Annotated in this window: 24 protein-coding genes; 14 read left to right on the plus strand and 10 right to left on the minus strand. The window is 65.4% G+C overall.

The window, feature by feature from the left end; all coding sequences use genetic code 11:
* The 4 genes from rpoH to ftsY all read right to left on the minus strand — a co-directional run bounded on the left by rpoH (nt 1) and on the right by ftsY (nt 4,062).
* Nucleotides 1-855, minus strand: coding sequence for an RNA polymerase sigma factor RpoH (gene rpoH / locus G559_RS0115190; RefSeq protein ID WP_028629048.1), 855 nt, complete (start codon nt 853-855; stop codon nt 1-3).
* 113 nt (nt 856-968) lie between these two features.
* Entirely contained in the window at nt 969-1,988 is a 1,020-nt protein-coding gene (gene ftsX, locus G559_RS0115195) for a permease-like cell division protein FtsX (RefSeq protein WP_028629049.1), read from the minus strand.
* Nucleotides 1,988-2,656 (minus strand): cell division ATP-binding protein FtsE, encoded by a 669-nt coding sequence (gene ftsE / locus G559_RS0115200; RefSeq protein ID WP_028629050.1) that lies wholly within the window; start codon nt 2,654-2,656, stop codon nt 1,988-1,990. The genes ftsX and ftsE overlap by 1 nt, the downstream gene beginning before the upstream one ends.
* The gene (gene ftsY / locus G559_RS0115205; RefSeq protein WP_028629051.1) at nt 2,653-4,062 is read right to left on the minus strand and encodes a signal recognition particle-docking protein FtsY; all 1,410 of its coding nucleotides are present in this window, start codon (nt 4,060-4,062) and stop codon (nt 2,653-2,655) included. Before ftsY ends, ftsE begins: the two co-directional genes overlap by 4 nt.
* Before the next feature lie 143 nt (nt 4,063-4,205).
* Here ftsY and G559_RS0115210 point away from each other — a divergent pair, with 143 nt between their 5' ends.
* From G559_RS0115210 to G559_RS0115225, 4 genes are read left to right on the plus strand one after another with little or no spacing between them, the layout of a single operon-like run.
* Nucleotides 4,206-5,561, plus strand: a complete 1,356-nt coding sequence (locus G559_RS0115210; protein ID WP_028629052.1) for a M16 family metallopeptidase — start codon at nt 4,206-4,208, stop codon at nt 5,559-5,561.
* Entirely contained in the window at nt 5,554-7,041 is a 1,488-nt protein-coding gene (locus G559_RS0115215; RefSeq protein WP_028629053.1) for a M16 family metallopeptidase, read from the plus strand. The genes G559_RS0115210 and G559_RS0115215 overlap by 8 nt, the downstream gene beginning before the upstream one ends.
* A complete protein-coding gene (gene rsmD / locus G559_RS0115220; protein WP_028629054.1) occupies nt 7,041-7,661 on the plus strand; it encodes a 16S rRNA (guanine(966)-N(2))-methyltransferase RsmD in 621 nt (206 codons plus the stop codon). The genes G559_RS0115215 and rsmD overlap by 1 nt, the downstream gene beginning before the upstream one ends.
* Before the next feature lie 11 nt (nt 7,662-7,672).
* Nucleotides 7,673-8,683, plus strand: a complete 1,011-nt coding sequence (locus G559_RS0115225) for a hydrolase (RefSeq protein WP_036997467.1) — start codon at nt 7,673-7,675, stop codon at nt 8,681-8,683.
* On the opposite strand, the gene G559_RS0115230 is transcribed toward G559_RS0115225, so the two are convergent.
* Nucleotides 8,680-9,345, minus strand: a complete 666-nt coding sequence (locus tag G559_RS0115230) for a TetR/AcrR family transcriptional regulator (RefSeq protein ID WP_028629056.1) — start codon at nt 9,343-9,345, stop codon at nt 8,680-8,682. The genes G559_RS0115225 and G559_RS0115230 overlap by 4 nt on opposite strands.
* Nucleotides 9,346-9,600: 255 nt before the next feature.
* Between G559_RS0115230 and G559_RS0115235 the strand changes: the two genes are divergently transcribed.
* The 6 genes from G559_RS0115235 to ggt all read left to right on the plus strand — a co-directional run bounded on the left by G559_RS0115235 (nt 9,601) and on the right by ggt (nt 15,908).
* Complete coding sequence (locus G559_RS0115235; protein ID WP_028629057.1) at nt 9,601-11,031, plus strand: coniferyl aldehyde dehydrogenase; 1,431 nt, start codon at nt 9,601-9,603, stop codon at nt 11,029-11,031.
* 28 nt (nt 11,032-11,059) lie between these two features.
* On the plus strand, nt 11,060-11,605 hold the full coding sequence (locus G559_RS0115240; protein WP_028629058.1) for a hypothetical protein: 546 nt from the start codon (nt 11,060-11,062) through the stop codon (nt 11,603-11,605).
* A gap of 39 nt (nt 11,606-11,644) precedes the next feature.
* Nucleotides 11,645-13,240 (plus strand): GMC family oxidoreductase, encoded by a 1,596-nt coding sequence (locus G559_RS0115245; protein ID WP_028629059.1) that lies wholly within the window; start codon nt 11,645-11,647, stop codon nt 13,238-13,240.
* Nucleotides 13,241-13,339: 99 nt separating this feature from the next.
* Complete coding sequence (gene coaD, locus G559_RS0115250; RefSeq protein ID WP_028629060.1) at nt 13,340-13,819, plus strand: pantetheine-phosphate adenylyltransferase; 480 nt, start codon at nt 13,340-13,342, stop codon at nt 13,817-13,819.
* A 130-nt stretch (nt 13,820-13,949) separates the two neighbouring features.
* A complete protein-coding gene (locus G559_RS0115255) occupies nt 13,950-14,201 on the plus strand; it encodes a YfhL family 4Fe-4S dicluster ferredoxin (RefSeq protein WP_028629061.1) in 252 nt (83 codons plus the stop codon).
* Nucleotides 14,202-14,204: 3 nt separating this feature from the next.
* A complete protein-coding gene (gene ggt / locus G559_RS0115260; protein ID WP_028629062.1) occupies nt 14,205-15,908 on the plus strand; it encodes a gamma-glutamyltransferase in 1,704 nt (567 codons plus the stop codon).
* 171 nt (nt 15,909-16,079) lie between these two features.
* On the opposite strand, the gene G559_RS0115265 is transcribed toward ggt, so the two are convergent.
* The 5 genes from G559_RS0115265 to G559_RS0115285 all read right to left on the minus strand — a co-directional run bounded on the left by G559_RS0115265 (nt 16,080) and on the right by G559_RS0115285 (nt 20,817).
* Nucleotides 16,080-17,927, minus strand: a complete 1,848-nt coding sequence (locus G559_RS0115265; RefSeq protein WP_028629063.1) for a Na/Pi cotransporter family protein — start codon at nt 17,925-17,927, stop codon at nt 16,080-16,082.
* Between the two features lie 129 nt (nt 17,928-18,056).
* Nucleotides 18,057-18,395 (minus strand): hypothetical protein, encoded by a 339-nt coding sequence (locus tag G559_RS0115270; RefSeq protein WP_028629064.1) that lies wholly within the window; start codon nt 18,393-18,395, stop codon nt 18,057-18,059.
* A 72-nt stretch (nt 18,396-18,467) separates the two neighbouring features.
* Complete coding sequence (locus G559_RS0115275) at nt 18,468-19,046, minus strand: lysophospholipid acyltransferase family protein (protein ID WP_028629065.1); 579 nt, start codon at nt 19,044-19,046, stop codon at nt 18,468-18,470.
* A 62-nt stretch (nt 19,047-19,108) separates the two neighbouring features.
* On the minus strand, nt 19,109-19,921 hold the full coding sequence (gene mutM / locus G559_RS0115280) for a bifunctional DNA-formamidopyrimidine glycosylase/DNA-(apurinic or apyrimidinic site) lyase (RefSeq protein ID WP_028629066.1): 813 nt from the start codon (nt 19,919-19,921) through the stop codon (nt 19,109-19,111).
* 29 nt (nt 19,922-19,950) lie between these two features.
* The gene (locus G559_RS0115285) at nt 19,951-20,817 is read right to left on the minus strand and encodes an HDOD domain-containing protein (protein WP_028629067.1); all 867 of its coding nucleotides are present in this window, start codon (nt 20,815-20,817) and stop codon (nt 19,951-19,953) included.
* A 177-nt stretch (nt 20,818-20,994) separates the two neighbouring features.
* On the opposite strand from G559_RS0115285, the gene G559_RS0115290 reads away from it, so the two are divergent.
* From G559_RS0115290 to G559_RS0115305, 4 genes are all read left to right on the plus strand, one after another.
* Nucleotides 20,995-22,191 carry a class I SAM-dependent rRNA methyltransferase gene (locus G559_RS0115290; protein WP_028629068.1) on the plus strand — a complete coding sequence of 399 codons (1,197 nt, stop codon included), beginning with the start codon at nt 20,995-20,997 and terminating at the stop codon, nt 22,189-22,191.
* Between the two features lie 259 nt (nt 22,192-22,450).
* Entirely contained in the window at nt 22,451-24,289 is a 1,839-nt protein-coding gene (gene ilvD / locus G559_RS0115295) for a dihydroxy-acid dehydratase (protein ID WP_028629069.1), read from the plus strand.
* Nucleotides 24,290-24,632: 343 nt separating this feature from the next.
* Complete coding sequence (locus G559_RS0115300; RefSeq protein WP_028629070.1) at nt 24,633-26,012, plus strand: nucleobase:cation symporter-2 family protein; 1,380 nt, start codon at nt 24,633-24,635, stop codon at nt 26,010-26,012.
* Between the two features lie 39 nt (nt 26,013-26,051).
* A complete protein-coding gene (locus tag G559_RS0115305) occupies nt 26,052-26,519 on the plus strand; it encodes a metallophosphoesterase family protein (RefSeq protein ID WP_028629071.1) in 468 nt (155 codons plus the stop codon).
* Nucleotides 26,520-26,603 lie beyond the last annotated feature (84 nt).

Consider the following 26,603-nt stretch of genomic DNA (forward strand, 5'->3'; position numbering starts at 1 on the left):
TCACGCCTGAATGAAGCCCTTGAGCTTGTTCATGGCGTTCTTCTCCAACTGGCGAATACGCTCGGCGGATACGTTGTACTTGGCCGCCAGGTCGTGCAGCGTCGCCTTTTCCTCGGCCAGCCAGCGCTGGTAGAGAATGTCGCGACTGCGATCGTCCAGGCCATCCAGCGCCTCGTGCAGGTTGGCGGTGGAGCTGTCGCTCCAGTCGGCTTCCTCCAACTGGCGCGCCGGGTCGTAGCGGTGGTCTTCCAGGTAGTGCGCCGGCGAATGGAAGGCAGTGTCGTCGTCGGCATCCGCCGCCGGGTCGAACGCCATGTCCTGGCCGGTGAGACGGCTCTCCATCTCGCGCACTTCGTGTGGCTCGACACCAAGGGTGTTGGCCACCGCGTGGACTTCATCGTTGTTCAGCCAGGTCAGACGCTTCTTCTGGCTGCGCAGGTTGAAGAACAGCTTGCGCTGCGCCTTGGTGGTGGCGACCTTGACGATCCGCCAGTTGCGCAGGATGAACTCATGGATCTCGGCCTTGATCCAATGGACCGCGAACGACACCAGGCGCACACCCATTTCGGGGTTGAAGCGCTTGACGGCCTTCATCAGGCCTACGTTGCCTTCCTGGATCAGGTCGGCCTGAGCCAGGCCATAGCCGGAATAACTCTTGGCGATATGCACGACGAAGCGCAGGTGCGCCAACACCATTTGCCGTGCCGCTTCCAGATCTTGTTCGTAGAAGAGGCGTTCGGCCAGTTCGCGCTCCTGCTCGACAGACAACAGCGGGATGCCGTTGACCGCATGCACGTATGCCTCCAGGTTCGCGCCGGGGGCCAGGGCATAGACAGGTTGCAGGGAAGTGGTCATGCGAATCCTCCGATTCACTAAAGCTCGCGCAGTGTAGCACTGGCCTATATGACTGCAAGGGGGTGTAAAAGTTTCCTTACACCCCTCGCAAAAGCTGCGAAACGCGTCGCCTTCTAGCGCGGCGCCAGTTCGCTGAGATGACGGGCGACAGCCAGCCAGGCACCAATGTAACCCAGCAGCACGGCGCCCAGAAGCAGGGATAGACCATCGGCCAATGGCACGCCTGCCAGGGCGAAGTCGCTGCCGTACAGCCCGGCAAGACGCACCACGGCATCGTTCAACCAGTCCAGGCCGTAGGCCAGCACCAGCCAGGCCAGCAGGCCGGCGCCGGTGCCATAGAGCGCGCCCATATAGAGGAAGGGACGGCGCACATAGCTGTCGGTCCCGCCCACCAGCTTGATCACCTCGATCTCGGTACGGCGGTTCTCGATATGCAGACGAATGGTGTTACCGATCACCAGCAGCAGCGCCAGGATCAGCAGCACCGCCAGGCCGAAGACGAAACGCTCGCCCAGTTTGAGGATGGCCGACAGGCGCTCGACCCAAACCAGGTCCAGCTGCGCCTGCTCGATGCCGGGCAGTTCGGACAGGCGCTGGCGCAGGGCTTCCAGGCCGGCCTTGTCGACTTCCTTGGGCGTCACCAGGACCACGCCCGGCAGCGGGTTCTCCGGTAGTTCCTTGAGGGCTTCCCCCAGACCGGACTGCTGCTGCAGTTCCGCCAGGGCCTGCTCGCGGCTGATCCACTCGGCCTCGGCCACGTCAGGCATGCCGGCGATCTCATCGCGCAACTTCTGACCCTGGGACTCGCTGGCGTCGATCTTCATGAACAGGGAAATCTGCGCCGCTCGCTGCCAAGAGCCACCCAGGCGCTCGACGTTGCTAAGCAGCAGGGACAAGCCCATGGGCAGGCTAAGGGCGATGGCCATCACCAGGCAGGTGAAGAAGCTGCCGATGGGCTGACGCCCCAGACGACGCAGGCTGTCTACCAGGCTGGCCCGATGGCTTTCCAGCCAGGCGTGCAACAGGGTGCGGAAATCCGGACCTTCGTCACCCGTCTCCGGCGACTCGACATGCCGGGGCGAAGCCCCTACACGTTCGGCAGGCTTTGGCGGCGGCATCTGCTTGGCACTCATCAGACAGCCTCCCCGTCGCCGATCAGGCGGCCGCGTTGCAAGGTGAGCAGACGGTGGCGCATGCGCGCGATGAGCGCCAGGTCGTGACTGGCGATCAGCACTGTGGTGCCCAAACGATTGATGTCCTCGAACACGCCCATGATCTCGGCGGCCAGGCGCGGGTCCAGGTTGCCGGTGGGTTCGTCGGCCAGCAGCAGGGCCGGCCGGTGCACCACGGCGCGGGCGATACCGACGCGTTGCTGCTGACCGGTGGACAGGTCGGCCGGATAGAGCTCGGCCTTGTCCGCCAATGACACGCGCTCCAGCGCCACGCTGACCCGCTTGGCGATCTCCACCTTGGACAAACCGTGGATCTGCAGCGGCAGGGCGACGTTGTCGAACACGCTACGGTCGAAGAGCAATTGGTGGTTCTGAAAGACGACGCCGATCTGACGACGCAGGAAGGGAATCTGCGAGTTGGTGATGCTCGACAGGTCCTGGCCGGCCAGCAGCAGCTTGCCACTGGTGGGGCGCTCCATCGCCAGCAGCAGGCGCAGCAAGGTGCTCTTGCCGGCGCCGGAGTGGCCGGTAACGAAGAGGAACTCGCCGCGGCGGACGCGGAAGCTCAGTTCGTGCAGGCCAACATGGCCATTGGGGTAGCGTTTACCGACCTGCTCGAATCGAATCATGCGGACTCCCGCTCAGCGAAGAGGGCCTTCACGAAGGCGTCGGCTTCGAAGGTGCGCAGGTCGTCGATGCCTTCACCCACACCGATGTAGCGGATCGGCAGGCCGAATTGCTTGGCCAGGGCGAAGATCACCCCGCCCTTGGCGGTGCCGTCCAGTTTGGTCAGCGCCAGGCCGGACAGGTTGACCGCCTGGTGGAATTGCTTGGCCTGGTTGATGGCGTTCTGCCCAGTGCCGGCGTCCAGAACCAGCAGCACTTCGTGGGGAGCCGACTCGTCCAGCTTGCCGATCACGCGGCGCACCTTCTTCAGCTCTTCCATCAAGTTGTCCTTGGTGTGCAGACGGCCGGCGGTGTCGGCAAGCAGCACATCGACGCCCCGGGCCTTGGCGGCCTGCACGGCGTCGAAGATCACGGAAGCGGAATCGGCGCCGGTGTGCTGGGCGATCACGGCGATGTTGTTGCGCTCCCCCCACACTTGCAGCTGCTCCACTGCGGCGGCGCGGAAGGTGTCGCCGGCAGCCAGCATGACCTTCTTGCCTTCCAGTTGCAGTTTCTTGGCCAGCTTGCCGATGGTGGTGGTCTTGCCGACACCGTTCACGCCAACCACCAGGATCACGTAAGGCGTACGACCGCCTTCGATCTTCAGCGGCTGTTCGACCGGACGCAGCAGGGCAGCCAGTTCGTCCTGCAGCGCCTTGTAGAGGGCATCGGCATCGGCAAGCTGCTTGCGCGCGACCTTCTGGGTCAGGCTCTGGACGATGACACTGGTCGCTTCCACACCAACGTCGGCGGTCAGCAGGCGAGTTTCGATTTCATCCAGCAGATCGTCGTCGATGACCTTGCGCCCGAGGAACAGGCTGGCCATGCCTTCGCCGATGCTGGCGCTGGTCTTCGACAGGCCCTGCTTGAGGCGGGTGAAGAACCCGGCTTTGGCGGGCTCGGCCGGGACGGCAGGGGCAATTTCGGCAACCGGGACAGGTTCGCTGAGCGAAACCGGCTGGGCGGCTGCAGGTGCAGGTGCAGGTGCAGGTGCAGGTGCAGGTGCAGCAGGCTCGGCGACGACCGGGGATTCAACAACCACAGGCGCGGCGACAGGTGCGGGGGCGAAAGGCGGGGCCTCGGCCGCCACGGGCGTGGCTTCGGGCACAGGCACTTCGGCAATCACCGGAGCGGCCGCAGGCGCGGCAGCCGGGGTCGCCTCGGCCAGCGTGTCAGTGACCGGTCCGGGAGCTGAAACTGCTTCGGGCGCAGGCGTGGATGCGGCCGGCACCTCGGCCTCGACAGGAACCACCGGCTCCGCCGGAGTGGCGGGGACGGTTTCCTGGGGCTTCTTGCGCAGCCAGCCGAACAAGGATTTCTTTTCCCCGGCCTGGGCCGGAGCTTTCTTGTCGTCGTTGGAACCAAACATGAGTCGATTGCATCTCAAGGGAGCGACCGCGCTGGCTCTATGCCGGCCAGCTTCGCCGCCCCGGGAAAGGATGGGGTATCCTAGCACCTCTTCGCCCGCAGGCGGTACGACCGCCGGGGCCGTCCGACAGGTCAAGAACATCAATGAAAGCCATTGCCCGACAAGCCGCCGGCTTGCTGTATTGCGCCCTCTGCCTGCCTGCTCTGGCCCTCGCTGCAGACAACCAGCCCACCCACGAGTTCACCCTGGACAACGGCCTGAAAGTCGTCGTCCGTGAGGACCATCGTGCCCCCGTGGTGGTGTCCCAGCTCTGGTACAAAGTTGGCTCGAGTTACGAAACGCCCGGCCAGACCGGTCTCTCCCACGCCCTCGAGCACATGATGTTCAAGGGCAGCCGCAATCTCGGCCCCGGCGAAGCCTCACGCATACTCCGGGAGCTCGGCGCCGAGGAAAACGCCTTCACCAGCGACGACTACACCGCCTATTACCAGGTGCTCGCCCGTGACCGCCTGGGCGTCGCCTTCGAGCTGGAAGCCGATCGCCTCGCCAGCCTCAAGCTGCCGCCCGAGGAATTCACTCGGGAGATCGAGGTAATCAAGGAAGAACGCCGCCTGCGCACCGATGACAAGCCCACGGCCAAGGCCTTCGAGCGCTTCAAGGCGATGGCCTATCCGGCCAGCGGCTACCACATCCCCACCATCGGCTGGATGGCTGACCTCAACCGCATGAAGGTGGAGGAGCTGCGCCACTGGTACGAATCCTGGTACGCCCCGAACAACGCCACCCTGGTAGTGGTGGGCGACGTTACCCCAGACGAGGTCAAGGGCCTTGCCGAGCGCTATTTCGCCGGAATTCCCAAGCGCAAAGTGCCGCCCGCGAAGAAACCCCTGGAGCTGGCCGCCCCCGGCGAACGCCGCCTGACGTTGCACGTGCGCACGCAGCTGCCGAGCCTGCTGATGGGCTTCAACGTGCCCGGCCTGGCGACCGCCAAGGACGCTCGCCAGGTCCACGCCCTGCGCCTGATCTCCACCCTGCTCGACGGCGGCTACAGCGCACGACTGCCGAGCCGCCTGGAGCGCGGCGAAGAATTGGTCAGCGGCGCCTCCGCCTGGTACGACGGCTTCCCCCGCGGCGACAGCCTGTTCGTCATCAGTGCCACCCCCAACATGCAGAAGGGCAAGACCCTGGAGCAGACCGAGGCCGGCATCTGGCGCCAGCTGGAAGACCTGAAGAACACCCCGCCCAGCGCCGAGGAGCTCAAGCGCGTGCGCGCCCAGGCCATCGCCGGCCTGGTCTACCAGCGCGACTCCATCACCAGCCAGGCCACCACCATCGGCCAGCTGGAAACCGTCGGCCTGTCCTGGACGTTGATGGACCAGGACCTCGCCGCCCTGGAAGCCGTGACCCCCGCCGATATCCAGGCCGCTGCCAAGACTTACTTCACCCGCGACCGCCTGAGCGTCGCCCACATCCTGCCCGAGGAGGCCCACCATGAGTGAGCGCAACGGCCTGCGTTACGGCCTGCTCGGTCTGGCCCTGATCGTCCTGCTCGGCGTGCTCGGCGTCATCGCCAACCGCCCGGCCAGTACCGCCACCGCTGAAACCGCCACCCCGGCACCGGCTGAAGGCCTGCAATCACTGGCTGAGCTGGGTAACAAGGCGCCCGGCCGCCGCACGCTGGACATCCAGAGCTGGACGACTGCCGAAGGCGCCAAGGTGCTGTTCGTCGCCGCTCCCGAGTTGCCGATGTTCGACCTGCGCCTGACCTTTGCGGCCGGCAGCAGCCAGGACGGCGGCACTCCCGGATTGGCGACCCTGACTAATGCCATGCTCAACGAGGGCGTGGCCGGCAAGGATGTCACCGCCATCGCCGAAGGCTTCGAGAGCCTGGGCGCGGAGTTCGGCAACGGCGCCTACCGTGACATGGCCATTGCCAGCCTGCGCAGCCTCACCGCCGCCGAGCAACGCGCGCCTGCCCTGGCGCTGTTTACCCAGGTGATCGGTGCCCCGACCTTCCCTGAAGACTCCCTCGCGCGGATCAAGAATCAGATGCTCGCTGGCTTCGAATACCAGAAGCAGAACCCGGGCAAGCTCGCTGGCCTGGAACTCTTCAAGAAGCTCTACGGCCAACATCCCTACGCCCACTCCAGCGAAGGCAACGAGAAGTCCATCCCCGGCATCACCGTCGCCCAGATGCGCGACTTCCATCAAAAGGCCTACGCCGCCGGCAACCTGGTGATCGCCCTGGTCGGCGACCTGTCCCGCACTGACGCCGAAGCCATCGCCAACCAGGTATCCCGGGCCCTGCCCAAAGGCCCGGCCCTGGCCAGGCTGCCGGAGCCCGAAGCACCCAAGCCCGGTCTCAACCATATCGAGTTCCCCTCCAACCAGACCCATCTGATGCTGGCTCAGCTCGGCATCGACCGGAACGACCCGGACTACGCGGCGCTCTACCTGGGCAACCAGATCCTCGGCGGCGGCGGCTTCGGCACCCGGCTGATGGAAGAGATTCGCGAGAAGCGCGGCCTGACCTACGGCGTCAGCTCCGGCTTCACCGCCATGCAGGTGCGAGGCCCCTTCATGATCGGCCTGCAGACCCGCGCCGAAATGAGCCAGGGCACTCTCAAGCTGATCCAGGACATCGTCCGCCAGTACCTGGCCGACGGTCCCACCCAGAAGGAACTGGACGACGCCAAGCGCGAACTGGCCGGCAGCTTCCCGCTCTCCACCGCGAGCAACGCCGCCATCGTCGGCCAGTTGGGCGCCATCGGCTTCTACGACCTGCCGCTGACTTACCTGGAAGACTTCATGGCGAAGGTCCAGACGCTGGACGTCGCCCAGGTCAAGACCGCCATGGCCAAACACCTGAATCCCGACCAGTTCGTCATCGTCACCGCCGGTCCGACCGTCACCCAGAAGGACCTGCCGCCGCCCACCGACAAACCCGCCGAAATGCCCAGCGGCGTACCGGAGCACTAATGCGCAAGCCAAACGCCAAACCCGCCAGACCGTCCCACGGAGGCCAGGGCCAGCTCCGCATCATCGGCGGCGAATGGCGCTCGCGGCGCTTCGCCTTCCCCGACGGCCCCAGCCTGCGGCCCACTCCCGACCGGGTGCGCGAGACGCTGTTCAACTGGCTTGCGCCCCACGTGGAGGGCGCGCGCGTACTGGACCCCTTCGCCGGCAGCGGCGCGCTTTACCTGGAAGCCCTGTCGCGCGGCGCGGCAGAAGGGCTTGCGCTGGACCTCAACCCCGATTCCGTGGCTGCCCTGCGCGGTCACCTGAACGTACTGCGCTGCGACAGGGGCCAACTGCTGCAGAGCGATGCCCTGCGTTACCTGGACAACCAGGCACCCAGCGCCTTCGACCTGGTGTTCCTCGACCCCCCCTTCAACCAGGGCCTGCTGCAGCCGGTCTGCAACTTGCTGGAAAACCGTGGCTGGCTGACTCCCCGCGCCTGGGTCTATACCGAAAGTGAGAATCCACCCTCCACACTTGGCCTTCCAGGCAACTGGCGCCTGCACCGCGAAAAGAAAACCGGCCAGGTGTACTACGCCCTTTGGCAACGCGCAGACAGGGAAATCCCGCCCTCTGAGTAACGGCCGCGCCGATGAACTCGTTCCACACCCCAGTCACCAACCGCACCAGCTTCCAGCCCGCCTGGTGGTTGCCGGGTCCGCACCTGCAGACCCTCTGGTCGCCGTTCTGTCGCACGCCGCCCCACCTGGAGCGGCAACGCGAGCGCCTGTGGCTGGAGGACGGCGACTTCCTCGATCTGGACTGGTATGGCCCCCATGAAGCCGATGCACCTCTGGTGCTGGTCCTGCACGGGCTGACCGGCTCGTCCAACTCGCTCTACGTGCTCGGCCTGCAGCAGGAACTGGCCACCCGTGGCTGGGCCAGCGTAGCCATCAACTGGCGCGGCTGCTCGGGCGAGCCCAACCTGCTGCCCCGCGGTTACCACTCGGGTGTCAGCGAGGACCTGGCGACCACCGTCCGGCACCTGCGCGCCAGCCGACCGCTGGCACCGCTCTACGCCGTGGGCTACTCGCTGGGGGGCAACGTACTGCTCAAACACCTGGGGGAAACCGGCGACGACTGTGGCCTGCAAGGAGCGGTAGCAGTATCGGTGCCGTACCGCCTGGACCAGTGCGCCGACCGTATCGCCCTGGGTTTTTCGCGTGTCTACCAGGCGCATTTCATGCGCGAGATGGTGGCCTACGTGAAGAACAAGCAGCGCCTGTTCGCCCACCAGGGTCAGGCCGAGCATCTGTCCACCCTGGAACGCCTCGGCTCACTGGAGGGCATGCGCACCTTCTGGGACTTCGACGGCCGCATCACCGCGCCGCTGCACGGCTACAACGACGCCCACGACTACTACCGCCGCGCCTCCAGCCGCTTTTATCTGGGTGGTATCCGCATCCCCACGCTACTGATCCAATCCTCCGACGACCCCTTCGTCTTTCGCCACAGCCTGCCGGACGCCCACGAACTTTCGGCCACTACCCGCATGGAACTGCATGCGCGCGGCGGGCATGTGGGCTTCGTCGAAGGATCGCCGCAGAAACCCGCCTACTATCTGGAGCGACGGATTCCGGATTGGCTGGGGAGCTGCCGCTAGTTTGGAACAATCTGCTCCAGCGGCACGTACAGCTTCTCGTAGAGCGCCTTGACCGCTGGCTGCGCTTCAGGCGCGAGGTAGCCACCTTCCAACGCCAGCACCTGGTAGATGCCGCGGCGCAGCAGTTCCTGGCTGAGATCTGCGGAATCGCCCCGCGTCGTACAGAGGAAACGCACCCACGAGGTGACGATGATCCAGCTATTGAGAGTCAGGGCTTCGACCTGCGCGGGGTTCATCAACAGGATGCCGGCAGCGACGAACCCCCGGTAGATGGCCTGGGCGTGGTCCAGGCAGCGCTGGGCGAACAGGCGGTAGCGCGCGGCGAGCTCCGCATCCGACTCCAGCAAGTGTTCCAGGTCGCGGTGCAGGAAGCGGAAGTCCCACATGGCCGCCAACAGGGATTCCAGGTAGAAGGTCTTGTCCTCTACCGATACCTCGCGCCCTTCCGGAAGGCGAAGAAAGCTGTCCACCCGTGCTTCGTAGTGATCGAACAGCTCGGCGATGATCTCCTGCTTGTTGCGGAAGTGGTAATACAGGTTGCCCGGCGACATGCCCAGATGTGCGGCGATGTGGTTGGTGGTCACATTGCGCTCGCCCTGGGTGTTGAATAGCGCGAGGCTCTCCAGAACGATGCGGTCGCGAGTCTTGGGTCTTGGGGCCATCGGGTGAATCTTCCTGCAATCGGTGGGGCACGGCGTGCACCAAAGGTACACCGCCCAGGCGCTCGGAAACACCTGGTGTTACCCGCAGCCACCCCGCCCAGCTTTTCGTTGGGCTGCCGCCGGGCAGTCCGGCAGGCAAGCTATTTGACACTTTAGAGCAATTGCTCTAAAAACCAGCGACACTACAACAACAGAGCCGCTTCGTATCCGCCCCAGTGGATTCGAACGCTTCCGGAACCCCCGAGGAACCGCGCCATGGTCGCCGACATCGCCTACCTGCAACAGAGCCAGCAGCAGATCAGCCAGCTGGAAACCCTCTTCCAGCGCCAGCGCGAGGCATTCCGCGCGAACCCCATGCCCAGCGCAGACCAGCGAATCCAGTGGCTCAACGCCCTTCGTGATCTGCTGCTCGCCGAAAAACAGGCCCTGATCGACGCGATTTCTCAGGATTTCAGCAACCGCTCGGCCAACGAGACCCTGCTGGCCGAGATCATGCCCAGCCTCCATGGCATCCACTATGCCGCCAAGCGCCTGAAGAAGTGGATGAAGCCTTCCCGCCGCGGCGTCGGCCTGGCCTTCCAGCCAGCATCGGCCAAGGTGGTGTACCAGCCGCTTGGTGTGGTCGGCGTGATCGTGCCGTGGAACTACCCGCTGTACCTGGCCATCGGCCCGCTGGTGGGCGCTCTGGCAGCCGGCAACCGGGTGATGATCAAGATGAGCGAATCCACCCCGGCCACCTCCCAGTTGGTCAAGGACCTGCTGGCACGCATCTTCCCCGAGGACCTGGTGGCCGTGGCACTGGGCGAGGCCGAAGTGGGTGTGGCTTTCTCCCGACTGCCCTTCGACCACCTGCTGTTCACCGGTGCCACCAGCATCGGCAAGCATGTGATGCGCGCCGCCGCCGAGAACCTGACCCCGGTCACCCTGGAACTGGGCGGCAAGTCGCCAGCCATCGTCTCCGCCGATGTGCCCCTGGCCGATGCCGCGGAGCGAATCGCGTTCGGCAAGACCATGAACGCCGGCCAGACCTGCGTGGCACCGGACTACGTGCTGGTGCCGGAAGACCGGGTCGAGGGCTTCGTCGAGGCGTATCGCCAGGCGGTGCAGGGCTTCTACCCGCAGTTGAGCGACAACCCCGACTACACCGCCATCATCAACGAGCGCCAACTGGGCCGCCTCAAAGGCTACCTGAGCGACGCAGAAGCCAAGGGCGCGCGCCTGGTGCCGCTGTTCCCCGAATCCCAGGGCCGCCGCCTGCCCGCCACCCTGGTGCTGAACGCCACCGACGACATGAAGCTGATGCAAGAGGAAATTTTCGGCCCCTTGCTGCCGGTCGTCCCTTACCGCCGTATCGACGACGCCTTCGCCTATATCAACGACCGCCCGCGCCCACTGGCCCTCTACTACTTCGGCTACGGCAAGTCGGAGCAGCAGCGCGTGCTGCACGAGACCCACTCCGGCGGCGTGTGCCTGAACGACACCCTGCTGCACGTGGCCCAGGACGACATGCCCTTCGGCGGGGTCGGCCCCTCCGGCATGGGCCACTATCATGGCCATGAAGGCTTCCTGACCTTCAGCAAGGCCAAGGGCGTATTCATCAAGCAGCGCTTCAATGCCGCGAAAATGATTTACCCGCCTTACGGCAAGGCCATCCAGAAGCTGGTCTACAAACTCTTCGTCCGCTGAGCCGGGCTTTCGCAGGCAGATAACAAGAATGAGCGAAACCACCTTCGACGCGCCGGGCCTTTCCCGGCGCAACCTGCTCAAGGTCGGCCTGTTCGGCTCGGCCTTCCTCGCCACCGTAGGGGTCACCGCGAGCCTCACCGGCTGTTCGGCCAGCGTGCCGGCGGGCGGCTTCGCCGTGCTGCGTGACTCCGACCTGCCGTTCCTTCGCGCGCTGGTCCCGGTAATGCTCGAGGGCGCCGTGCCCGGCGAAAAGATGGCCCAGGCCGTGGACAGCACCTTGCAGAGCCTCGACTACGCCCTGCACCGTTTGTCGCCGGAAATGCTCAAACTGACCCAGCAGCTCTTCGACGTACTGGCCCTGCCGGTCACCCGCGGCCCATTGACCGGCGTCTGGGGCAGTTGGGAGAAAGCCAGCGCCCAGGACATTCGCGACTTCCTCACGCGCTGGGAAAACAGCTCCGTCGGCCTCCTGAAGATGGGCCACGCGTCCCTGCTGCAACTGGTGCTGATGGCCTGGTATGGCCGCCCGGAATCCTGGGTGCACTGCGGTTACCCAGGGCCACCCGCCATCTGATCCACACCATAACGACAAGAACTCGCCCGAGACCCTGACATGCCTGTACCCGATCTGTTCGCCGAGGGCCTGGCCCGTGGCTGGAAAACCCACAACGGCTCACGCCTGGAACAAGACCTGACCCTGGAAGCCGATGTCGCCATCGTCGGCAGCGGCGCCGGTGGCGGCACGACGGCGGAAATCCTCAGCGCAGCCGGTTTCAAGGTGCTGCTGATCGAGGAAGGCCCGCTGAAGACCAGCTCCGACTTCAAGATGCAGGAAGCCGAGGCCTACCCGAGCCTCTATCAGGAAGGCATCGGCCGCATGACCAAGGATGGCGCCATCACCATCCTCCAGGGCCGCGCAGTAGGCGGCACTACGCTCATCAACTGGACCTCCAGCTTCCGCACCCCGGAGCCCACGCTGGAGCACTGGGCCCGCGAGCACGGCGTGAAAGGCCTGTCAGTGGCCGAGATGGCCCCCTGGTTCGAGAACATGGAACAGCGCCTCGGCGTCGCGCCCTGGGCCATCCCGCCGAACCCGAACAACGATGTGATCCGCCTGGGCTGCGAGAAGCTCGGGCTGCACTGGAAAGTCATCCCACGCAACGTGCGCGGCTGCTGGAACCTCGGCTACTGTGGCATGGGCTGCCCGACCAACGCCAAGCAGTCGATGCTGGTCACCACCATTCCCGCCACCCTGGAAAAGGGCGGCGAGCTGCTTTATCTGGCCCGCGCCAACAAACTGCTGATCGAAGGCGACAAGGTCACCGGCATCGAGTGCCTCGGCCTGGACGACCGTTGCGTGGCGCCCAATGGCCGCAAGATCACGGTCAAGGCGCGCCATTACGTGCTGTCCGGTGGCGGCATCAACACCCCCGGCCTGCTCCTGCGCTCCAACGCGCCGGACCCGCACGGCCGCACCGGCAAGCGCACCTTCCTGCATGTGGTGAACTTCTCCGCCGCGCAGTTCGACCGGGTGATCAACCCCTTCTACGGCGCGCCACAGTCCATCTACTCCGATCACTTCCAGTGGGACGACGGCGCCACCGGGCGCATGTCCTACAAGCTGGAAGTGCCGCCGCTGCAGCCCGCGCTCACCACCACCCTGCTGGGAAGATTCGGCATCGACAACGCCCTGCGCATGGAGCAGCTGCCGCATACCAACGTGATGCTGGCGCTGATGCGCGACGGCTTCCACCCGCACAGCGCCGAGGGCTCGGTAGAGCTGCGCGGCGACGGCAGCCCGGTGCTCGACTACCGTATGACCGACTACACCTGGGACGGCATCCGCCGGGCCTACCACGTCATGGCCGAAATCCAGTTTGCAGCAGGCGCCCGCGCCGTGTTGCCGATGCACAACGACGCCGACTACGTGAAGACCCTGGACCAAGCACGCAACCAGATCGACGGCCTGTCGATGGAGCTCTACCGCGCACGCCTGGGTAGCGCCCACGTGATGGGCGGCTGCGCCATGGGCGAGGACCCGAAGCAGGCGGTCACCGACAGCCTGGGCCGGCACCATCAACTGGCCAACCTGTCGATCCACGACGGCTCGCTGTTCCCCACCAGCATCGGCGCCAACCCGCAGCTGTCGGTCTACGGCCTCACGGCCAAGCTGGCCAGCGCCCTGGCCGAGCGTCTGGGCAAGGCGTGAGATGCCTGCCGCGCGTCCCCGCATGCCAGCTAATCTTGGCCGCGGGGGCCCGCTGCGCTACCATCCGATTCCCTTTCGGTCCCCTGCCAGGACGTCGCGATGAACCGAGTGTTGTATCCGGGCACTTTCGACCCCATCACCAAGGGCCACGGCGATCTGATCGAACGCGCCTCGCGCCTGTTCGATACGGTGATCATCGCCGTAGCCGCGAGCCCGAAGAAGAATCCGCTGTTCAGCCTGGAGCAGCGCGTAGAACTGGCCCGCGAAGTCACCAAGCACCTGCCGAACGTCGAGGTGGTGGGCTTTTCCACCCTGCTGGCGCACTTCGTCAAGGAGCAGAATGCGAATGTCTTCCTCCGCGGCCTGCGCGCGGTCTCCGACTTCGAGTACGAGTTCCAGCTGGCCAACATGAACCGCCAACTGGCGCCGGACGTGGAGAGCATGTTCCTCACTCCGTCGGAACGGTACTCCTTCATTTCCTCCACCCTGGTGCGCGAAATAGCGGCCCTGGGCGGTGACATCAGCAAGTTCGTCCATCCGGCTGTCGCTGCGGCATTGGCCGAGCGTTTCAAGCGCTGATACTGAAGGCTCGCCAGCGCCGGTCCTGAACCATGGCGATCGGCGCGTGCGCCGATCACGGCAATCCGGCACAATTCCGCTATTTTCTGTTCAAGGCCGCCGCTGCCTGGCGACGGCAGGAGTTGTTCCCATGTCCCTCAAGATCACCGACGACTGCATCAACTGCGACGTCTGCGAGCCCGAGTGCCCGAACGGCGCGATTTCCCAGGGCGAAGAGATCTACGTGATCGATCCCAACCTGTGCACCGAATGCGTCGGCCACTACGACGAACCCCAATGCCAGCAAGTCTGCCCCGTCGACTGCATTCCCCTCGACGAAACCCATGTCGAAAGCAAGGATGAGCTGATGCAGAAATACCTGAAGCTCACCGGCAAGGCCTGACCCATGGGCCGCCCGGTACGCGGCGCCTACCGTGGCGCACTACTCGCGACGCTGCTGCTGCTCGCGAGCGCCCCGCAGGCCGCCGAGCCGGGCCGGGCGGCGGTAGCCACGCCCCATCCGTCGGCTACCGTGGCGGGCCTGGAAACCCTGGCCCAAGGCGGCAATGCCTTCGATGCTGCCGTGGCCATCAGCGCTGCGCTGGCGGTTGCCGAGCCCTACGGTTCGGGCCTGGGTGGCGGTGGCTTCTTCCTGCTCCGCCAAGGCGGAGACAAGCCCGTCTACCGCTTCCTCGACGCCCGTGAACGCGCGCCGCTGGCGGCCAATTCGCACCTTTACGTGCGCGACGGCAAGGTTGACCCGGCGCTGTCCCTGGACGGTCCCCTCGCCGCTGCCATCCCGGGCCTGCCAGCAGCCCTGGCGGATCTCGCCAGCCGCTACGGCCGCCTGCCGCTGACCGACAGCCTGACGCCGGCCATCCGTCTGGCCCGCGACGGTATTTCGGTGGATCGCATCTACCGCCAACGCGCCGCCTGGCGCCTGTCGTCGATGCGCGACGACCGCGAGACGGCGCGCCTGTTTCTCGATCACAAGGGTGAGATTCCGGAAGAGTTCAGCCTGCTGCGCCAGCCTGAATTGGCCAACACCCTGGAACGCATCGCCCGCTACGGCAAGGCCGGCTTCTACAGCGGGCCCACCGCCGAGAAACTGGTGCAGGGCGTGAAGGCCGCCGGCGGTATCTGGAGCCTGCGCGATCTCGCCGAGTACAAGACGGTGGAGCGCCAGCCGATCCGCTTCCGCCTCGCCGAAGGCCGCGAACTGATCAGCGCCCCGCCCCCTTCCGCCGGCGGCATCGCCCTTGCCCAGAGCCTGGGCATGCTGCAGGAGCTGCCATGGCGCAAGGCCGACCGCGTGCAACGCGCCCACTACGTGGTGGAAGCGCTGCGTCGCGCCTACCGCGACCGCGGCCTGCTGGGCGACCCGGATTTCGTCGCGATCCCCCAGGCCAGATTGCTCGACGCCAGCTACCTGAAGAAACTCGCCGCCGGCATCGATGCCCGCCGTGCCACCCCCAGCAGCAGCCTGCCACCGTCACCGCCCTGGCGCGAAGGCGACCACACCACCCACTTCGCCGTGATCGACAAGGACGGCAACGCCGTCGCCGCCACCCTGTCCATCAACCTGCCATTCGGCGCCGCCTTCACCGTGCCCGGCACCGGTGTGCTGCTGAACGACGAGATGGACGACTTCGCCGCCAACCCGACTGGTTCCAATGCCTACGGCCTTGCCGCCAGCCAGGCCAATGCCGTCGGCTCGGGCAAGCGCCCGCTGTCGTCCATGAGTCCTACGTTCATCGAGAGCGAAACGGAATTCGCCGCCTTCGGCACGCCCGGTGGCAGTCGGATTCCCAGCATGGTGCTGCTGTCGGTGCTGGAGTACCTCGACGGCCAGCCGGTAAGCCGCTGGCCGGCCGTGGCGCGCTACCACCACCAATACCTGCCGGACCAGATCGAGCACGAGCCAGGCGCCTTCAGCAGCAGCGAAAGCGCCGAACTGCGCGCCCGTGGCTACAGCCTGAAACCGCTTGAGCGCAACTATGGCAACCAGCAGGTACTGCTCTGGAACAAAGCCAAGGGCAACCTTGAAGCCGCCAGCGACCCCCGCGGCCTGGGCCTGTCCGAAACGCTTGAAATCGAGAAGATGAAGTAGGGGCGAATTCATTGGCTATGTCTGCATGACGTGTTGCAAGCACCTGCAAGGTTCTTGGCCCAATGGTACATCTCTCGCCACAGCTAACGCAGACATAGCGCATTCATTCGCCAAGGGCCGCGCAGCGGCCCCCTACATGCGGGTAGGGGTGCGCCGTGCGCACCCTATGGGCTACGACCGATTCCCCTCGAGCACGATCAGCGATTCGTCATCCTGTTCCAGCCGACGCAGCTCGCGGAACAGCAGTTGCCCCTCACCCAGCATCAAGACGTTACGCAGGCTCTGGAAGATGCGGCTGGCGTAGCCCAGGTCGTTCATCAGCGAGCTGGTCTGCAGGCCATCCAGATCGCCGTTGCGCACAGAATTGAACAGGCGCGTGCGGAAAGCGCCGTCGAAGGCTGCGGCTCTCCCATCCAGCCAGCCCAGGCGCTCGTTCCAGGCTTCCTCGGGCAAGTCGGAGCGGCCCAGCTCGCGCAGCTCGTGGAGCATCGCCAGCAGGTGGCGGCGCAGGTCCACGTAGGCATCCCGGATGGCTGACGGGTCCTGGTCCAGGTAGCGGCCGAGGTTCTTCTGCAGGTGCTTGGCATCCTTCACCGCATCCACCAGTTGCAGTGCCGCCAACTGGCAGCTGACCCAGAATTGCTGGTGTGCTTCGTCCAGCGGCAGATCGAGCCGGCCCATGAAACTCAGCAAATCGCCGTACACGCCCTTGATGTGCCGTTGATAGAGCGCTTCGGCATCCAGGTGGTAGCGTTCCGGCCGCGCCCGCAGCAGGCTCTCATCGACCTGCGCACGGGCCAACTGGTCCACCGGCAGGTAGAGCGCGTGGCAGATCACCTCCAGGCTCAGGCGACCCAGGTGGCGCAGTTCGCGCACCACCGCGCTGGCGGCAGCGTCCACCGAATCCAGCGCACGTTCATTGAGGTAGCGCGCCTGGGTGCGCGGCGGCTCTTCTGGACCGGCAGCCAGCTCGGTAATCAGCACCTGCGGTTCTTCGCGCTCCGGCAACCAGTGCACCAGCCAGCCGGCGAGGCGCTCCTGCAGCGGCCAGAACAGCAGCACGCCCATGGCATTGATCAAGCTATGGAACATCGCCAGTTGGATCAGCTCGTTCTCACCCAAGCTCGTCGCGTCGGCAATCCGATCGACCATCCAGCTCAACGGCCCGAGCAGGATGAACGCCAGCGTGCAGGTGACCACGTTGAAGGTTACGTGCGCCAGGGCCAGGCGCTGGCCACTGCGGTTGCCGCCAAGGGAGCCGACGAAGGCGGTGGTGACGCTGCTGCCGACATTGGAGCCGATGGCGATGGCGAAGCCCTGCGCCAAATCCAGCTGGCCGCCGGCCAGGGCAGCCAGGGTCAACATCAGGGTGGCGTGGCTGGACTGCAGTACCACCGTTATCAACAGGCCGATCAGGGCGAACAGCAAGCTGCCCACCAACCCGTCGGCCTGGTAGGCGCTGAGGTCGAGGCCATCTCCGAAGGCGGAAAAGCCTTCCTTGATCTGGTCGATGCCGAGAAAGATGAAGGCGACGCCCAGGACAATGCGCCCAGCCGCCTTGCTCTTTTCGCCCATGAAACCGCCAAGCACACCGAAGACCAGCAACGGCAGCGCAAGTGGACTAAGGCTGAGATTCTGCCCGGCCAGCGCCAGCAGCCAGATGCCGCTTGTAGCGCCCAGGTTCGCGCCAAACAGGATGGCAATGCCCCCGGCGAGCTGGATCAGCCCCGCACTGATGAACGCGATGGTGAGCAGCGACACCAGCGTGCTGGATTGCAACAGCAAGGTGCCGCAGATGCCGAACATCAGCCCCTTGAAGGAGGTGGCCGTACTGCGCGCCAACAGTTGCTCCAGCTTGCCGCCGGCCAACTGGCGCAAGCCTTCTTCGAGGCACTGCATACCGAACAGGAACAGCGCGAGGCCCGCGCAGAGTTCCAGCCAACCGGAGCTGAACCAGAAGCTCAAGGCCAGGCCGATGGCCGACAGGGCGAGCAGAACGATGCGGGAGTAGTGCTTCACGGGCGGTATTCCTTCACCAGACGAGGCCCAGCTATTACCCGATGCGGCGGCCGGCCGGCAACCCGCAGGAAGCCCGAAAACGCCGACGGCCCCGAAAAGGGGCCGTCTCGATGATGCCGGAGCGGGCGGTCAGTCAGCCTTGTAGCCACTGATGGTGCAGCCCAGGCAGCGCACGAAGGTTTCCTTTGCCGGCACCACCACCAGTTCATGGGCAGCCTCACCAACGTTCCCGCCCAGCGCGGAGAACGGCAGGCTGATGATGAACAGGCCGGTACCGATGATGGTGGCCCCCAGCAGCAGCGGTCGGGCGATGATCACGTCGCCGGCCATGCTGTAGCCGCTGGGCGCGTTGACGGTGTACATGGGGTCGCCGCTGGTATTTTCCTGCACCACTTCCGCATGAGCCGGCAGCGCCAGCAGGCCAGTGGTCAGCGCCAGGACAGCAGCGGATGTGCGGAACAGGTTCATGCGGGCGATCCTTCAGCTAGGGGTGTGCGGAAAACTATAACAGTGCATGGCGCATTGACGGCGTGACGGCCTTCAATCGCCATTGAAAGCGTAGTCGGGTTTTTTCGGCACGTACGGGCGATAGAAGGCCAGCAACTGGCGCAGATCGGCCTGTTCGTCGCCCGTGGGGTAGAACGGCTGGCCGAGCACTACCCGGCGGTTGGCGTAGTCCAGCGCAGCCGGAACTATAGGCACTCCGGCGCCGCAGGCGATGTGATAGAAGCCCATTTTCCAGCGATCGACCCGCTTGCGAGTGCCTTCCGGCGAGATCACCAGCATGAACTCGCGGTTCTCACGGAAACGCTCCACGGCCTGATCCACCATGTTCAGCTTGAGGTGACGGCGGATCGGCACGCCGCCCCAACGCTGCATCAATCCAGCGAAAGGCCAGCGGAAGATGGTGTGCTTGCCGAACCAGCGCGCGTTCAGCCGCAGCACGAACTTGACCGCGAGGAAGATCACGAAATCCCAGTTGGAGGTGTGGTGGGCGCCGATCACCACGAACTTGTCGAGTGGCGGCAGGCACCCTTCGATGCGCCACCCCATCAGGCGCAGCACGCCGTGGCCGATCGTTTCGGCAAAGGGATTGCGGGGCAGGTAGTTACCGTACATAGGACAGACTTCTTTCTTGTTCTAGGAATGCTCGACGCCGAGTCTGCCGACCCGGCGAGGGATTAGCGTTGGCAACGCGGGCAGTAGACGCTGCCACGCTGGCCCAGGCGGATTTCCCGCAGGGTCGAGCCACAGCGCTTGCAGAATTCGCCAGTGCGGCCGTAGACGAACAGTTCCTGCTGGAAGTAGCCCGGCTTGCCGTCGCCGCCGACGAAATCACGCAGCGTGGTGCCGCCGCACTCGATGGCCTGGGCGAGGATGCGTTTGATCTCCACGGCCAGCGTCAGGTAGCGCGCCCGCGAGATGGAGCCGGCCTCGCGACGCGGGTCGATGCCGGCGGCGAACAGCGCCTCGCTGGCGTAGATGTTGCCGACGCCCACCACCACTGCGTTGTCCATGATGAAAGGCTTCACCGCCATGCTGCGGCCACGGGACAGCTGGAACAGGCGCTCGCCGTCGAACAGATCGGTCAGGGGCTCCGGGCCCAGATGGCGCAGCAGCTCGTGGTTCAGCGGATCGTCGCTCCAGAGCAACGCGCCAAAGCGACGCGGATCGGTGTAGCGCAGCGCCATACCCGATTCCAGCTCGATATCCACATGCTCGTGCTTGGCCGCAGCCAGTCCGGCCTCCACCAGGCGAAGGCTGCCGGACATTCCCAGGTGGCTGATCAGGGTGCCGACCTCGGCCTCAAGCAGCAGGTACTTGGCACGGCGTTCCACATGCAGGATGCGCTGGCCCGACAGGCGCACATCCAGGTCCTCGGGAATCGGCCAGCGCAGTCGACGCTCACGAACGATCACCCGGCTGACGCGCTGGCCTTCGAGGAAGGGCGCGATGCCACGGCGGGTGGTTTCGACTTCAGGTAACTCAGGCATCGATATCTCGGTTCAGGCAGCGGGACGGCTCAGCTCGTCCCGAGCTCGCGGATGCTTTCCTTGAGGTTCTCGAAGTCGTACTCCGACAACCCCACGTAGTCCAGCACCTGGGAGCGGATGCTCATCCATTCGTAATCTTCGGCCTGATTGCCCAGCACCAGGTGCGACGCGCAGATGTGCTCGGCCATCTTGAGGATCGCCAGCAAGGTCTTGAGCGGCGCATCGCGGCCCGACTCGTCGGTGAAGATGGACAGCGCGTTGTGATGGTTGGCGATCGCCTCGCAGAGATGCTCCGGCAAACGCCAGGACCGCGCGGTGAAGTAGCCGACCACCGCATGGTTGGTGTTCAGCAGGCGATTCTCGGTGTCCACCACACGGCGCTCCGGACCTGCGCTGGCATAGGCCTCTTCCAGCACCATCATGTAGTCGGGGAAGCGCTTGAGCATCAGCGGGATGCCGCAGTTGTGGAACAGCCCCAGGGCATAGGCCTCGTCGGCGGACTGGTAGCCGATGCGCTTGGCCAGGGTCAGGCATGTCATGGCCACGTCCTGGGCGGTATCCCAGAAGCGGTTCAGCGTGACGATGGTCTCATCGGTCATCTCGCCCTTGATCGACTGCGCGTTGATCAGGTTGATCACGGTGTTGCAGCCGAGCAGGTTGACCGCTTGCTGGATCGAGGCGATGCGATTGGTCAGGCCGAAGAAGGGCGAATTGACGATCTTCAGCAACGCGCCCGACAGGCCAGGGTCCTGGCTGATGAGGCGGGCGATGGACTTGAGGTCCGGGGACGGCATGACCTGCTCCATTTGCAGGTCGACCATGATCTGCGGCTGCGGCGGCACACTGATGCCCTGCAGGACCTGACGGATCTGATCTGCGGAAAGTTCTTGAGCCATTGGGATGAGAGTGAAGGTTGACCGAGTCGACAGTCTACCCGGTTGCACCCGCCAGTTGCGCGGGATTTCCAGCGATTTTCCGACCATCGTGCCAAGTGCCCCGAAGCGCCGCCGGGCGGACCCCGGAGCACATGCGGGCTAGGGTATAATCCCCGCCTTTTTTCCGGAGAGCGACACATGTCCCTGCCCAGCCTGCGCCTCAAAGCCAACGCCGATCGACGCCTGCGCGCCGGCCACCTGTGGGTCTACAGCAACGAAGTGGACGTTGTCGCCACCCCGCTGAACCTCTTCCAGCCGGGCGATCAGGCCATCCTCGAAGCCGCCGGCGGCAAGCCGCTGGGCGTGGTCGCGCTCTCGCCGAACAACCTGATCTGCGCGCGCCTGGTGTCCCGCGATACCAAGCACACCCTGGACAAATCCCTGCTGGTGCACCGCATCAATGTCGCCCTGAGCCTGCGCGAGCGCCTCTTCGACAAACCCTTCTATCGCCTGGTCTATGGCGACTCCGACCTGCTGCCGGGCCTCGTGGTGGACCGCTTCGGCGATCACCTGGTGGTGCAGCTCGCCTCCGCCGCCATGGAGCGCAACAAGGACGCCGTACTCGACGCCCTGGTACAGGTGCTGAAACCCCGTGGCGTGCTCTGGAAGAACGATTCCAGTGCCCGTGAAGCCGAAGGCCTGGAGCGCTACGTCGACACCGCCTTCGGCGTAGTGCCGGAGTGGGTCGCCCTGGAAGAGAACGGCGTGAAGTTCGAGGCCCCGGTAATGGAAGGCCAGAAGACCGGCTGGTTCTACGACCACCGCATGAACCGCGCGCGCCTGGCCCCCTACGTCAAGGGCAAGCGTGTACTCGACCTGTTCAGCTACATCGGCGGCTGGGGCGTGCAGGCGGCGGCCTTCGGCGCTAGCGAAGTGTTCTGCGTCGACGCTTCCGGCTTCGCCCTCGATGGCGTGGAGCGCAATGCCACCCTCAACGGCGTGGCCGAGCAGGTCACCTGCGTGGAAGGCGACGTCTTCGAAGCCCTGAAGGAACTGAAAGCCGCCGAGGAGCGTTTCGACGTCGTGGTCGCCGACCCGCCGGCCTTCATCAAGCGCAAGAAAGACCTGAAGAACGGCGAGGCCGCCTACCGTCGCCTCAACGAGCAGGCCATGCGCCTCCTGAACAAGGACGGCATCCTGGTCAGCGCTTCCTGCTCCATGCACCTGCCGGAAGACGACCTGCAGAACATCCTCCTCAACAGCGCCCGCCACCTGGACCGCAACATCCAGCTGTTGGAGCGCGGCGGCCAGGGCCCCGATCACCCGGTGCACCCGGCCATTGCCGAAACCCGCTACATCAAGAGCCTGACCTGCCGCCTGCTGCCCAACAGCTAAGCACCTCTGCTCGGCACCGGGCCGGCCGCTGCGCCGGCCCGACCGCCAGCCTTTCCCTGCCGGCCGGGCCCGGCGTAGAATCGGGCGATTCCTCGCCAACCATCCTCCGGCGGGCCAGTGAGCCCCGGCCGAGCGAGCGGTGACCCCGCCCCGCCTTCCGGCCACCACCGACCGAATGGCCATCTGCCGTTTGCATCCGGTACGTTCCGCGCTCACGATGAGACTCTTACCGATACCTGATTAGCCGCAGGAAACCGTCATGCCCGATTACCGCTCGAAAACCTCCACCCACGGCCGCAACATGGCCGGCGCCCGTGCCCTGTGGCGCGCCACCGGGATGAAGGACGAGGACTTCAAGAAGCCGATCATCGCCATCTCCAACTCCTTCACCCAGTTCGTGCCCGGCCACGTGCACCTGAAGGACCTGGGCCAGTTGGTCGCCCGCGAGATCGAAAAACACGGCGGCGTGGCCAAGGAATTCAACACCATCGCCGTGGACGACGGCATCGCCATGGGCCATGACGGCATGCTCTATTCGCTGCCGAGCCGGGAGATCATCGCCGACTCCGTGGAATACATGGTCAACGCCCACTGCGCCGACGCCATCGTCTGCATCTCCAACTGCGACAAGATCACCCCCGGCATGCTGATGGCCGCCCTGCGCCTGAACATCCCGGTGGTCTTCGTCTCCGGCGGCCCGATGGAAGCCGGCAAGACCAAGCTGGCCAACCACGGCCTGGACCTGGTCGACGCCATGGTGGTGGCCGCCGACGACTCCTGCTCCGACGAGAAGGTCGCCGAGTACGAGCGCAGCGCCTGCCCCACCTGCGGCTCCTGCTCCGGCATGTTCACCGCCAACTCGATGAACTGCCTGACCGAGGCCCTCGGCCTGTCGCTGCCGGGCAACGGCTCCACCCTGGCCACCCACGCCGACCGCGAGCAGCTGTTCCTGCGCGCCGGCCGTCTGGCCGTCGAGCTGTGCCAGCGCTACTACGGCGAAGGCGACGACAGCGTGCTGCCGCGCAACATCGCCAACTTCAAGGCGTTCGAGAACGCCATGACCCTGGACATCGCCATGGGCGGTTCCACCAACACCATCCTGCACCTGCTGGCCGCCGCCCAGGAGGGCGAAGTCGCCTTCGACCTGCGCGACATCGATCGCCTGTCGCGCAAGGTGCCGCAGCTGTGCAAGGTGGCGCCGAACATCCAGAAGTACCACATGGAAGACGTGCACCGCGCCGGCGGCATCTTCTCCATCCTCGGCGAGCTGGCCCGTGGCGGCCTGCTGCACACCGACGTCGCCACTGTGCACAGCCCGAGCATGGCCGACGCCATCGCCCAGTGGGACATCACCCAGACCAAGGATGAAGCCGTCCATACCTTCTTCAAGGCAGGCCCGGCCGGCATCCCGACCCAGGTCGCCTTCAGCCAGTCCACCCGCTGGGACAGCCTGGACGACGACCGCGCCGAAGGCTGCATCCGCAGCGTCGAGCACGCCTACTCTCAGGAAGGCGGCCTGGCGGTGCTCTACGGCAACATCGCCCTCGACGGCTGTGTGGTGAAGACCGCCGGCGTGGATGAGTCCATCCATGTCTTCGAAGGCACCGCGAAGATCTTCGAAAGCCAGGACAGTGCCGTGAAAGGCATCCTCGCCGACGAAGTGAAGGCCGGCGACATCGTGATCATCCGCTACGAAGGCCCGAAAGGCGGCCCGGGCATGCAGGAAATGCTGTACCCGACCAGCTACCTGAAGTCCAAGGGCCTGGGCAAGCAGTGCGCCCTGCTCACCGACGGCCGCTTCTCCGGCGGCACCTCGGGCCTGTCCATCGGCCACGCCTCGCCGGAAGCCGCCGCAGGCGGTGCCATCGGCCTGGTGCAGGACGGCGACAAGGTGCTGATCGACATCCCCAACCGCAGCATCAACCTGCTGGTATCCGATGAAGAACTGGCGACTCGCCGCGCCGAGCAGGACAAGAAAGGCTGGAAACCTGCCGCCCCGCGCGCGCGCAAGGTGACCACCGCCCTCAAGGCTTACGCCCTGCTCGCCACCAGCGCCGACAAGGGCGCGGTGCGTGACAAGGCGATGCTCGACGACTGATCGTTCGCGACACACGGGAAGCCCGGCCTTGCGCCGGGCTTTCTGTTTTCCGTGGGGGGTGATTTGCCTATGGCCCCCTCGGATTCAGCCGGGCTACTGACGTGTAGGAGCGAGCTTGCTCGCGAAGGATCGTGCTCGGTCTGTTCGCTGGCGAATGTATTGGCCATGTCTGCGTTAGCCATTGCGAGAGATTTACCATCGGGCCAAGAACCTTGTAGGCCAATGCATCTGCTTGAAACACGTAATGCAGTCATAGCCAATGAACTCGCCCCCACCAGATCCAGCCTCCCTCACCCAACCTGACCACTCAGGTAGAATCGCGGCTTTTTTGCGGTCGATCGCCATGACTTCACTGGAAAAGCCCCCCGTCACCGAAGCTCGCAACGAGCTGCTCTACGGCCTGGAAGACAAGCCGCGCCCGCTGGCGGCCCTGCTGGCCGCGTTGCAACACCTGCTGGCCATCATCGTTCCCATCGTCACGCCCGGCCTGCTGATCTGCCAGGCGCTGGGCGTGTCGGCGCGGGATACCAACCTGATCGTCTCCATGTCCCTTGTGGTTTCCGGTATCGCCACCTTCGTCCAGTGCAAGCGCTTCGGTCCGTTCGGGGCCGGTTTGCTCATCGTCCAGGGCACCAGCTTCAATTTCGTTGGCCCGCTGATCGCCGGCGGCGCATTGATGGTCAAGCAAGGCACCCCGGTGGAAGCGGTGATGGCTGCCATCTTCGGTGTGGTGATGGCCGGGGCCTTCGTCGAGATGGGCATTTCCCGCGTGCTGCCCTTCGTCAAGCGGCTGATCAACCCGCTGGTGACCGGCATCGTGGTGCTGATGATCGGCCTGACCCTGATCAAGGTGGGCCTGATCAGCATGGGCGGTGGCTTCGGCGCCATGGCCAACGGCACCTTCGCCAATGGCGAGAACCTGCTGCTGTCCGGCACCGTGCTGGGGGTGATCCTGCTGCTCAACCGCATCCCGCTGGTGTGGATGCGCAGCTGCGCCATCGTCATCGCCCTGCTCGCAGGCTATGCCCTGGCCTCCTGGCTGGGTCGCCTGGACTTCAGCGGCCTGCATGACGCGCCGCTGGTGCAGGTCCCGGTGCCGTTGCACTTCGGCCTGGGCTTCTCCTGGTCGCTGTTCGTGCCGATGCTGGTGATCTACCTGGTGACCTCACTGGAAGCCATCGGTGACGTCACCGCCACCAGCAAGGTCTCGCGCCAGCCGGTGGAAGGCCCGCTGTGGATGCAGCGGATCAAGGGCGGCGTACTGGTGAACGGCGCCAATTCGCTACTGGCCGGCCTGTTCAACACCTTCCCCAGCTCGGTGTTCGCGCAGAACAACGGCGTGATTCAGCTGACCGGCATCGCCAGCCGCCACATCGGCCTGTGGATCGCCCTGATGCTGGTGCTGCTGGGCCTGTTCCCGGCGGTAGCCGGCGTACTCCAGGCCATTCCCGAGCCGGTGCTCGGCGGCGCCGCCATGGTGATGTTCGGTGCCGTGGCCGCCTCGGGCATCAACATCCTCGCCGGCATCACCCTGGACCGCCGCGCGCTGCTGATCATCGCCGTGTCCCTGGCCCTGGGGCTGGGCGTGTCCCAAGTGCCCGAGTTCCTTGCGCACATGCCCGCGGCGTTGCGCAACATCCTCGAGTCCGGCGTGGCCACGGGCGGCCTCTGTGCCCTGCTGCTGAACTGGTTCCTGCCGGATACCCCGGTGCAGTCCCGCTAAGTGGCAGAATGTGCCCTGTCTCCTGGCAGGGCCCACTTCATGACCTCTCTTCGCATCGGCCTGATCTCCGACACCCACGGCCTCCTCCGCCCCCAGGCCCTCGCGGCGCTAGCGGGCTGCGACCACATCCTCCACGCCGGTGACATCGGTAAACCCGAGATACTCGACACCCTCGCCCAACTGGCGCCGCTGACCGCCGTGCGCGGCAACAACGACCGCGCCGCCTGGGCGGATGCCATTCGTGAAGCGGAAGAGCTGCGCCTGGGGGACGTGGGCATCTACCTGGTGCACGACCAGGCGGACATCCCCGACGATCTCGCCGAACGCGGCTTCAAGGTCGTCGTCACCGGGCACTCCCACAAGCCACTGATCGTCGAGCGTGATGGACTGCTGCACATCAACCCCGGCAGTGCCGGGCCGCGACGCTTCAAGCTGCCGGTATCGGTGGGGTTTCTCCATATACAAGCGCGCGAGGTGAAAGCGGAGCTGTTGGCGCTCCTGCCCTGAGCGGCCGCATCGGCGCGCCGCCTCGCAAGGCCAGCCCGGTCCGTTGAAATCCGCTCCAAACTGCCTGACCATGCTCGCCGGACT

The organism is Metapseudomonas resinovorans DSM 21078 (genome assembly GCF_000423545.1).
Classification (GTDB): domain Bacteria; phylum Pseudomonadota; class Gammaproteobacteria; order Pseudomonadales; family Pseudomonadaceae; genus Metapseudomonas; species Metapseudomonas resinovorans.

Excerpts from the sequence above, each read along its gene's own strand:
- G559_RS0115230 (WP_028629056.1), bottom strand. The coding sequence starts at position 9,345 with ATGGCCCCAAGACCCAAGACTCGCGACCGCATCGTTCTGGAGAGCCTC.
- G559_RS0115225 (WP_036997467.1), top strand. The coding sequence starts at position 7,673 with ATGAACTCGTTCCACACCCCAGTCACCAACCGCACCAGCTTCCAGCCC.
- G559_RS0115300 (WP_028629070.1), top strand. The coding sequence starts at position 24,633 with ATGACTTCACTGGAAAAGCCCCCCGTCACCGAAGCTCGCAACGAGCTG.
- ftsE (WP_028629050.1), bottom strand. The coding sequence starts at position 2,656 with ATGATTCGATTCGAGCAGGTCGGTAAACGCTACCCCAATGGCCATGTT.
- mutM (WP_028629066.1), bottom strand. The coding sequence starts at position 19,921 with ATGCCTGAGTTACCTGAAGTCGAAACCACCCGCCGTGGCATCGCGCCC.
- G559_RS0115240 (WP_028629058.1), top strand. The coding sequence starts at position 11,060 with ATGAGCGAAACCACCTTCGACGCGCCGGGCCTTTCCCGGCGCAACCTG.
- ilvD (WP_028629069.1), top strand. The coding sequence starts at position 22,451 with ATGCCCGATTACCGCTCGAAAACCTCCACCCACGGCCGCAACATGGCC.
- rsmD (WP_028629054.1), top strand. The coding sequence starts at position 7,041 with ATGCGCAAGCCAAACGCCAAACCCGCCAGACCGTCCCACGGAGGCCAG.
- ftsY (WP_028629051.1), bottom strand. The coding sequence starts at position 4,062 with ATGTTTGGTTCCAACGACGACAAGAAAGCTCCGGCCCAGGCCGGGGAA.
- G559_RS0115255 (WP_028629061.1), top strand. The coding sequence starts at position 13,950 with ATGTCCCTCAAGATCACCGACGACTGCATCAACTGCGACGTCTGCGAG.
- rpoH (WP_028629048.1), bottom strand. The coding sequence starts at position 855 with ATGACCACTTCCCTGCAACCTGTCTATGCCCTGGCCCCCGGCGCGAAC.
- G559_RS0115290 (WP_028629068.1), top strand. The coding sequence starts at position 20,995 with ATGTCCCTGCCCAGCCTGCGCCTCAAAGCCAACGCCGATCGACGCCTG.
- G559_RS0115270 (WP_028629064.1), bottom strand. The coding sequence starts at position 18,395 with ATGAACCTGTTCCGCACATCCGCTGCTGTCCTGGCGCTGACCACTGGC.
- G559_RS0115285 (WP_028629067.1), bottom strand. The coding sequence starts at position 20,817 with ATGGCTCAAGAACTTTCCGCAGATCAGATCCGTCAGGTCCTGCAGGGC.
- G559_RS0115235 (WP_028629057.1), top strand. The coding sequence starts at position 9,601 with ATGGTCGCCGACATCGCCTACCTGCAACAGAGCCAGCAGCAGATCAGC.
- G559_RS0115305 (WP_028629071.1), top strand. The coding sequence starts at position 26,052 with ATGACCTCTCTTCGCATCGGCCTGATCTCCGACACCCACGGCCTCCTC.
- ftsX (WP_028629049.1), bottom strand. The coding sequence starts at position 1,988 with ATGAGTGCCAAGCAGATGCCGCCGCCAAAGCCTGCCGAACGTGTAGGG.
- G559_RS0115275 (WP_028629065.1), bottom strand. The coding sequence starts at position 19,046 with ATGTACGGTAACTACCTGCCCCGCAATCCCTTTGCCGAAACGATCGGC.
- ggt (WP_028629062.1), top strand. The coding sequence starts at position 14,205 with ATGGGCCGCCCGGTACGCGGCGCCTACCGTGGCGCACTACTCGCGACG.
- coaD (WP_028629060.1), top strand. The coding sequence starts at position 13,340 with ATGAACCGAGTGTTGTATCCGGGCACTTTCGACCCCATCACCAAGGGC.
- G559_RS0115215 (WP_028629053.1), top strand. The coding sequence starts at position 5,554 with ATGAGTGAGCGCAACGGCCTGCGTTACGGCCTGCTCGGTCTGGCCCTG.
- G559_RS0115245 (WP_028629059.1), top strand. The coding sequence starts at position 11,645 with ATGCCTGTACCCGATCTGTTCGCCGAGGGCCTGGCCCGTGGCTGGAAA.
- G559_RS0115210 (WP_028629052.1), top strand. The coding sequence starts at position 4,206 with ATGAAAGCCATTGCCCGACAAGCCGCCGGCTTGCTGTATTGCGCCCTC.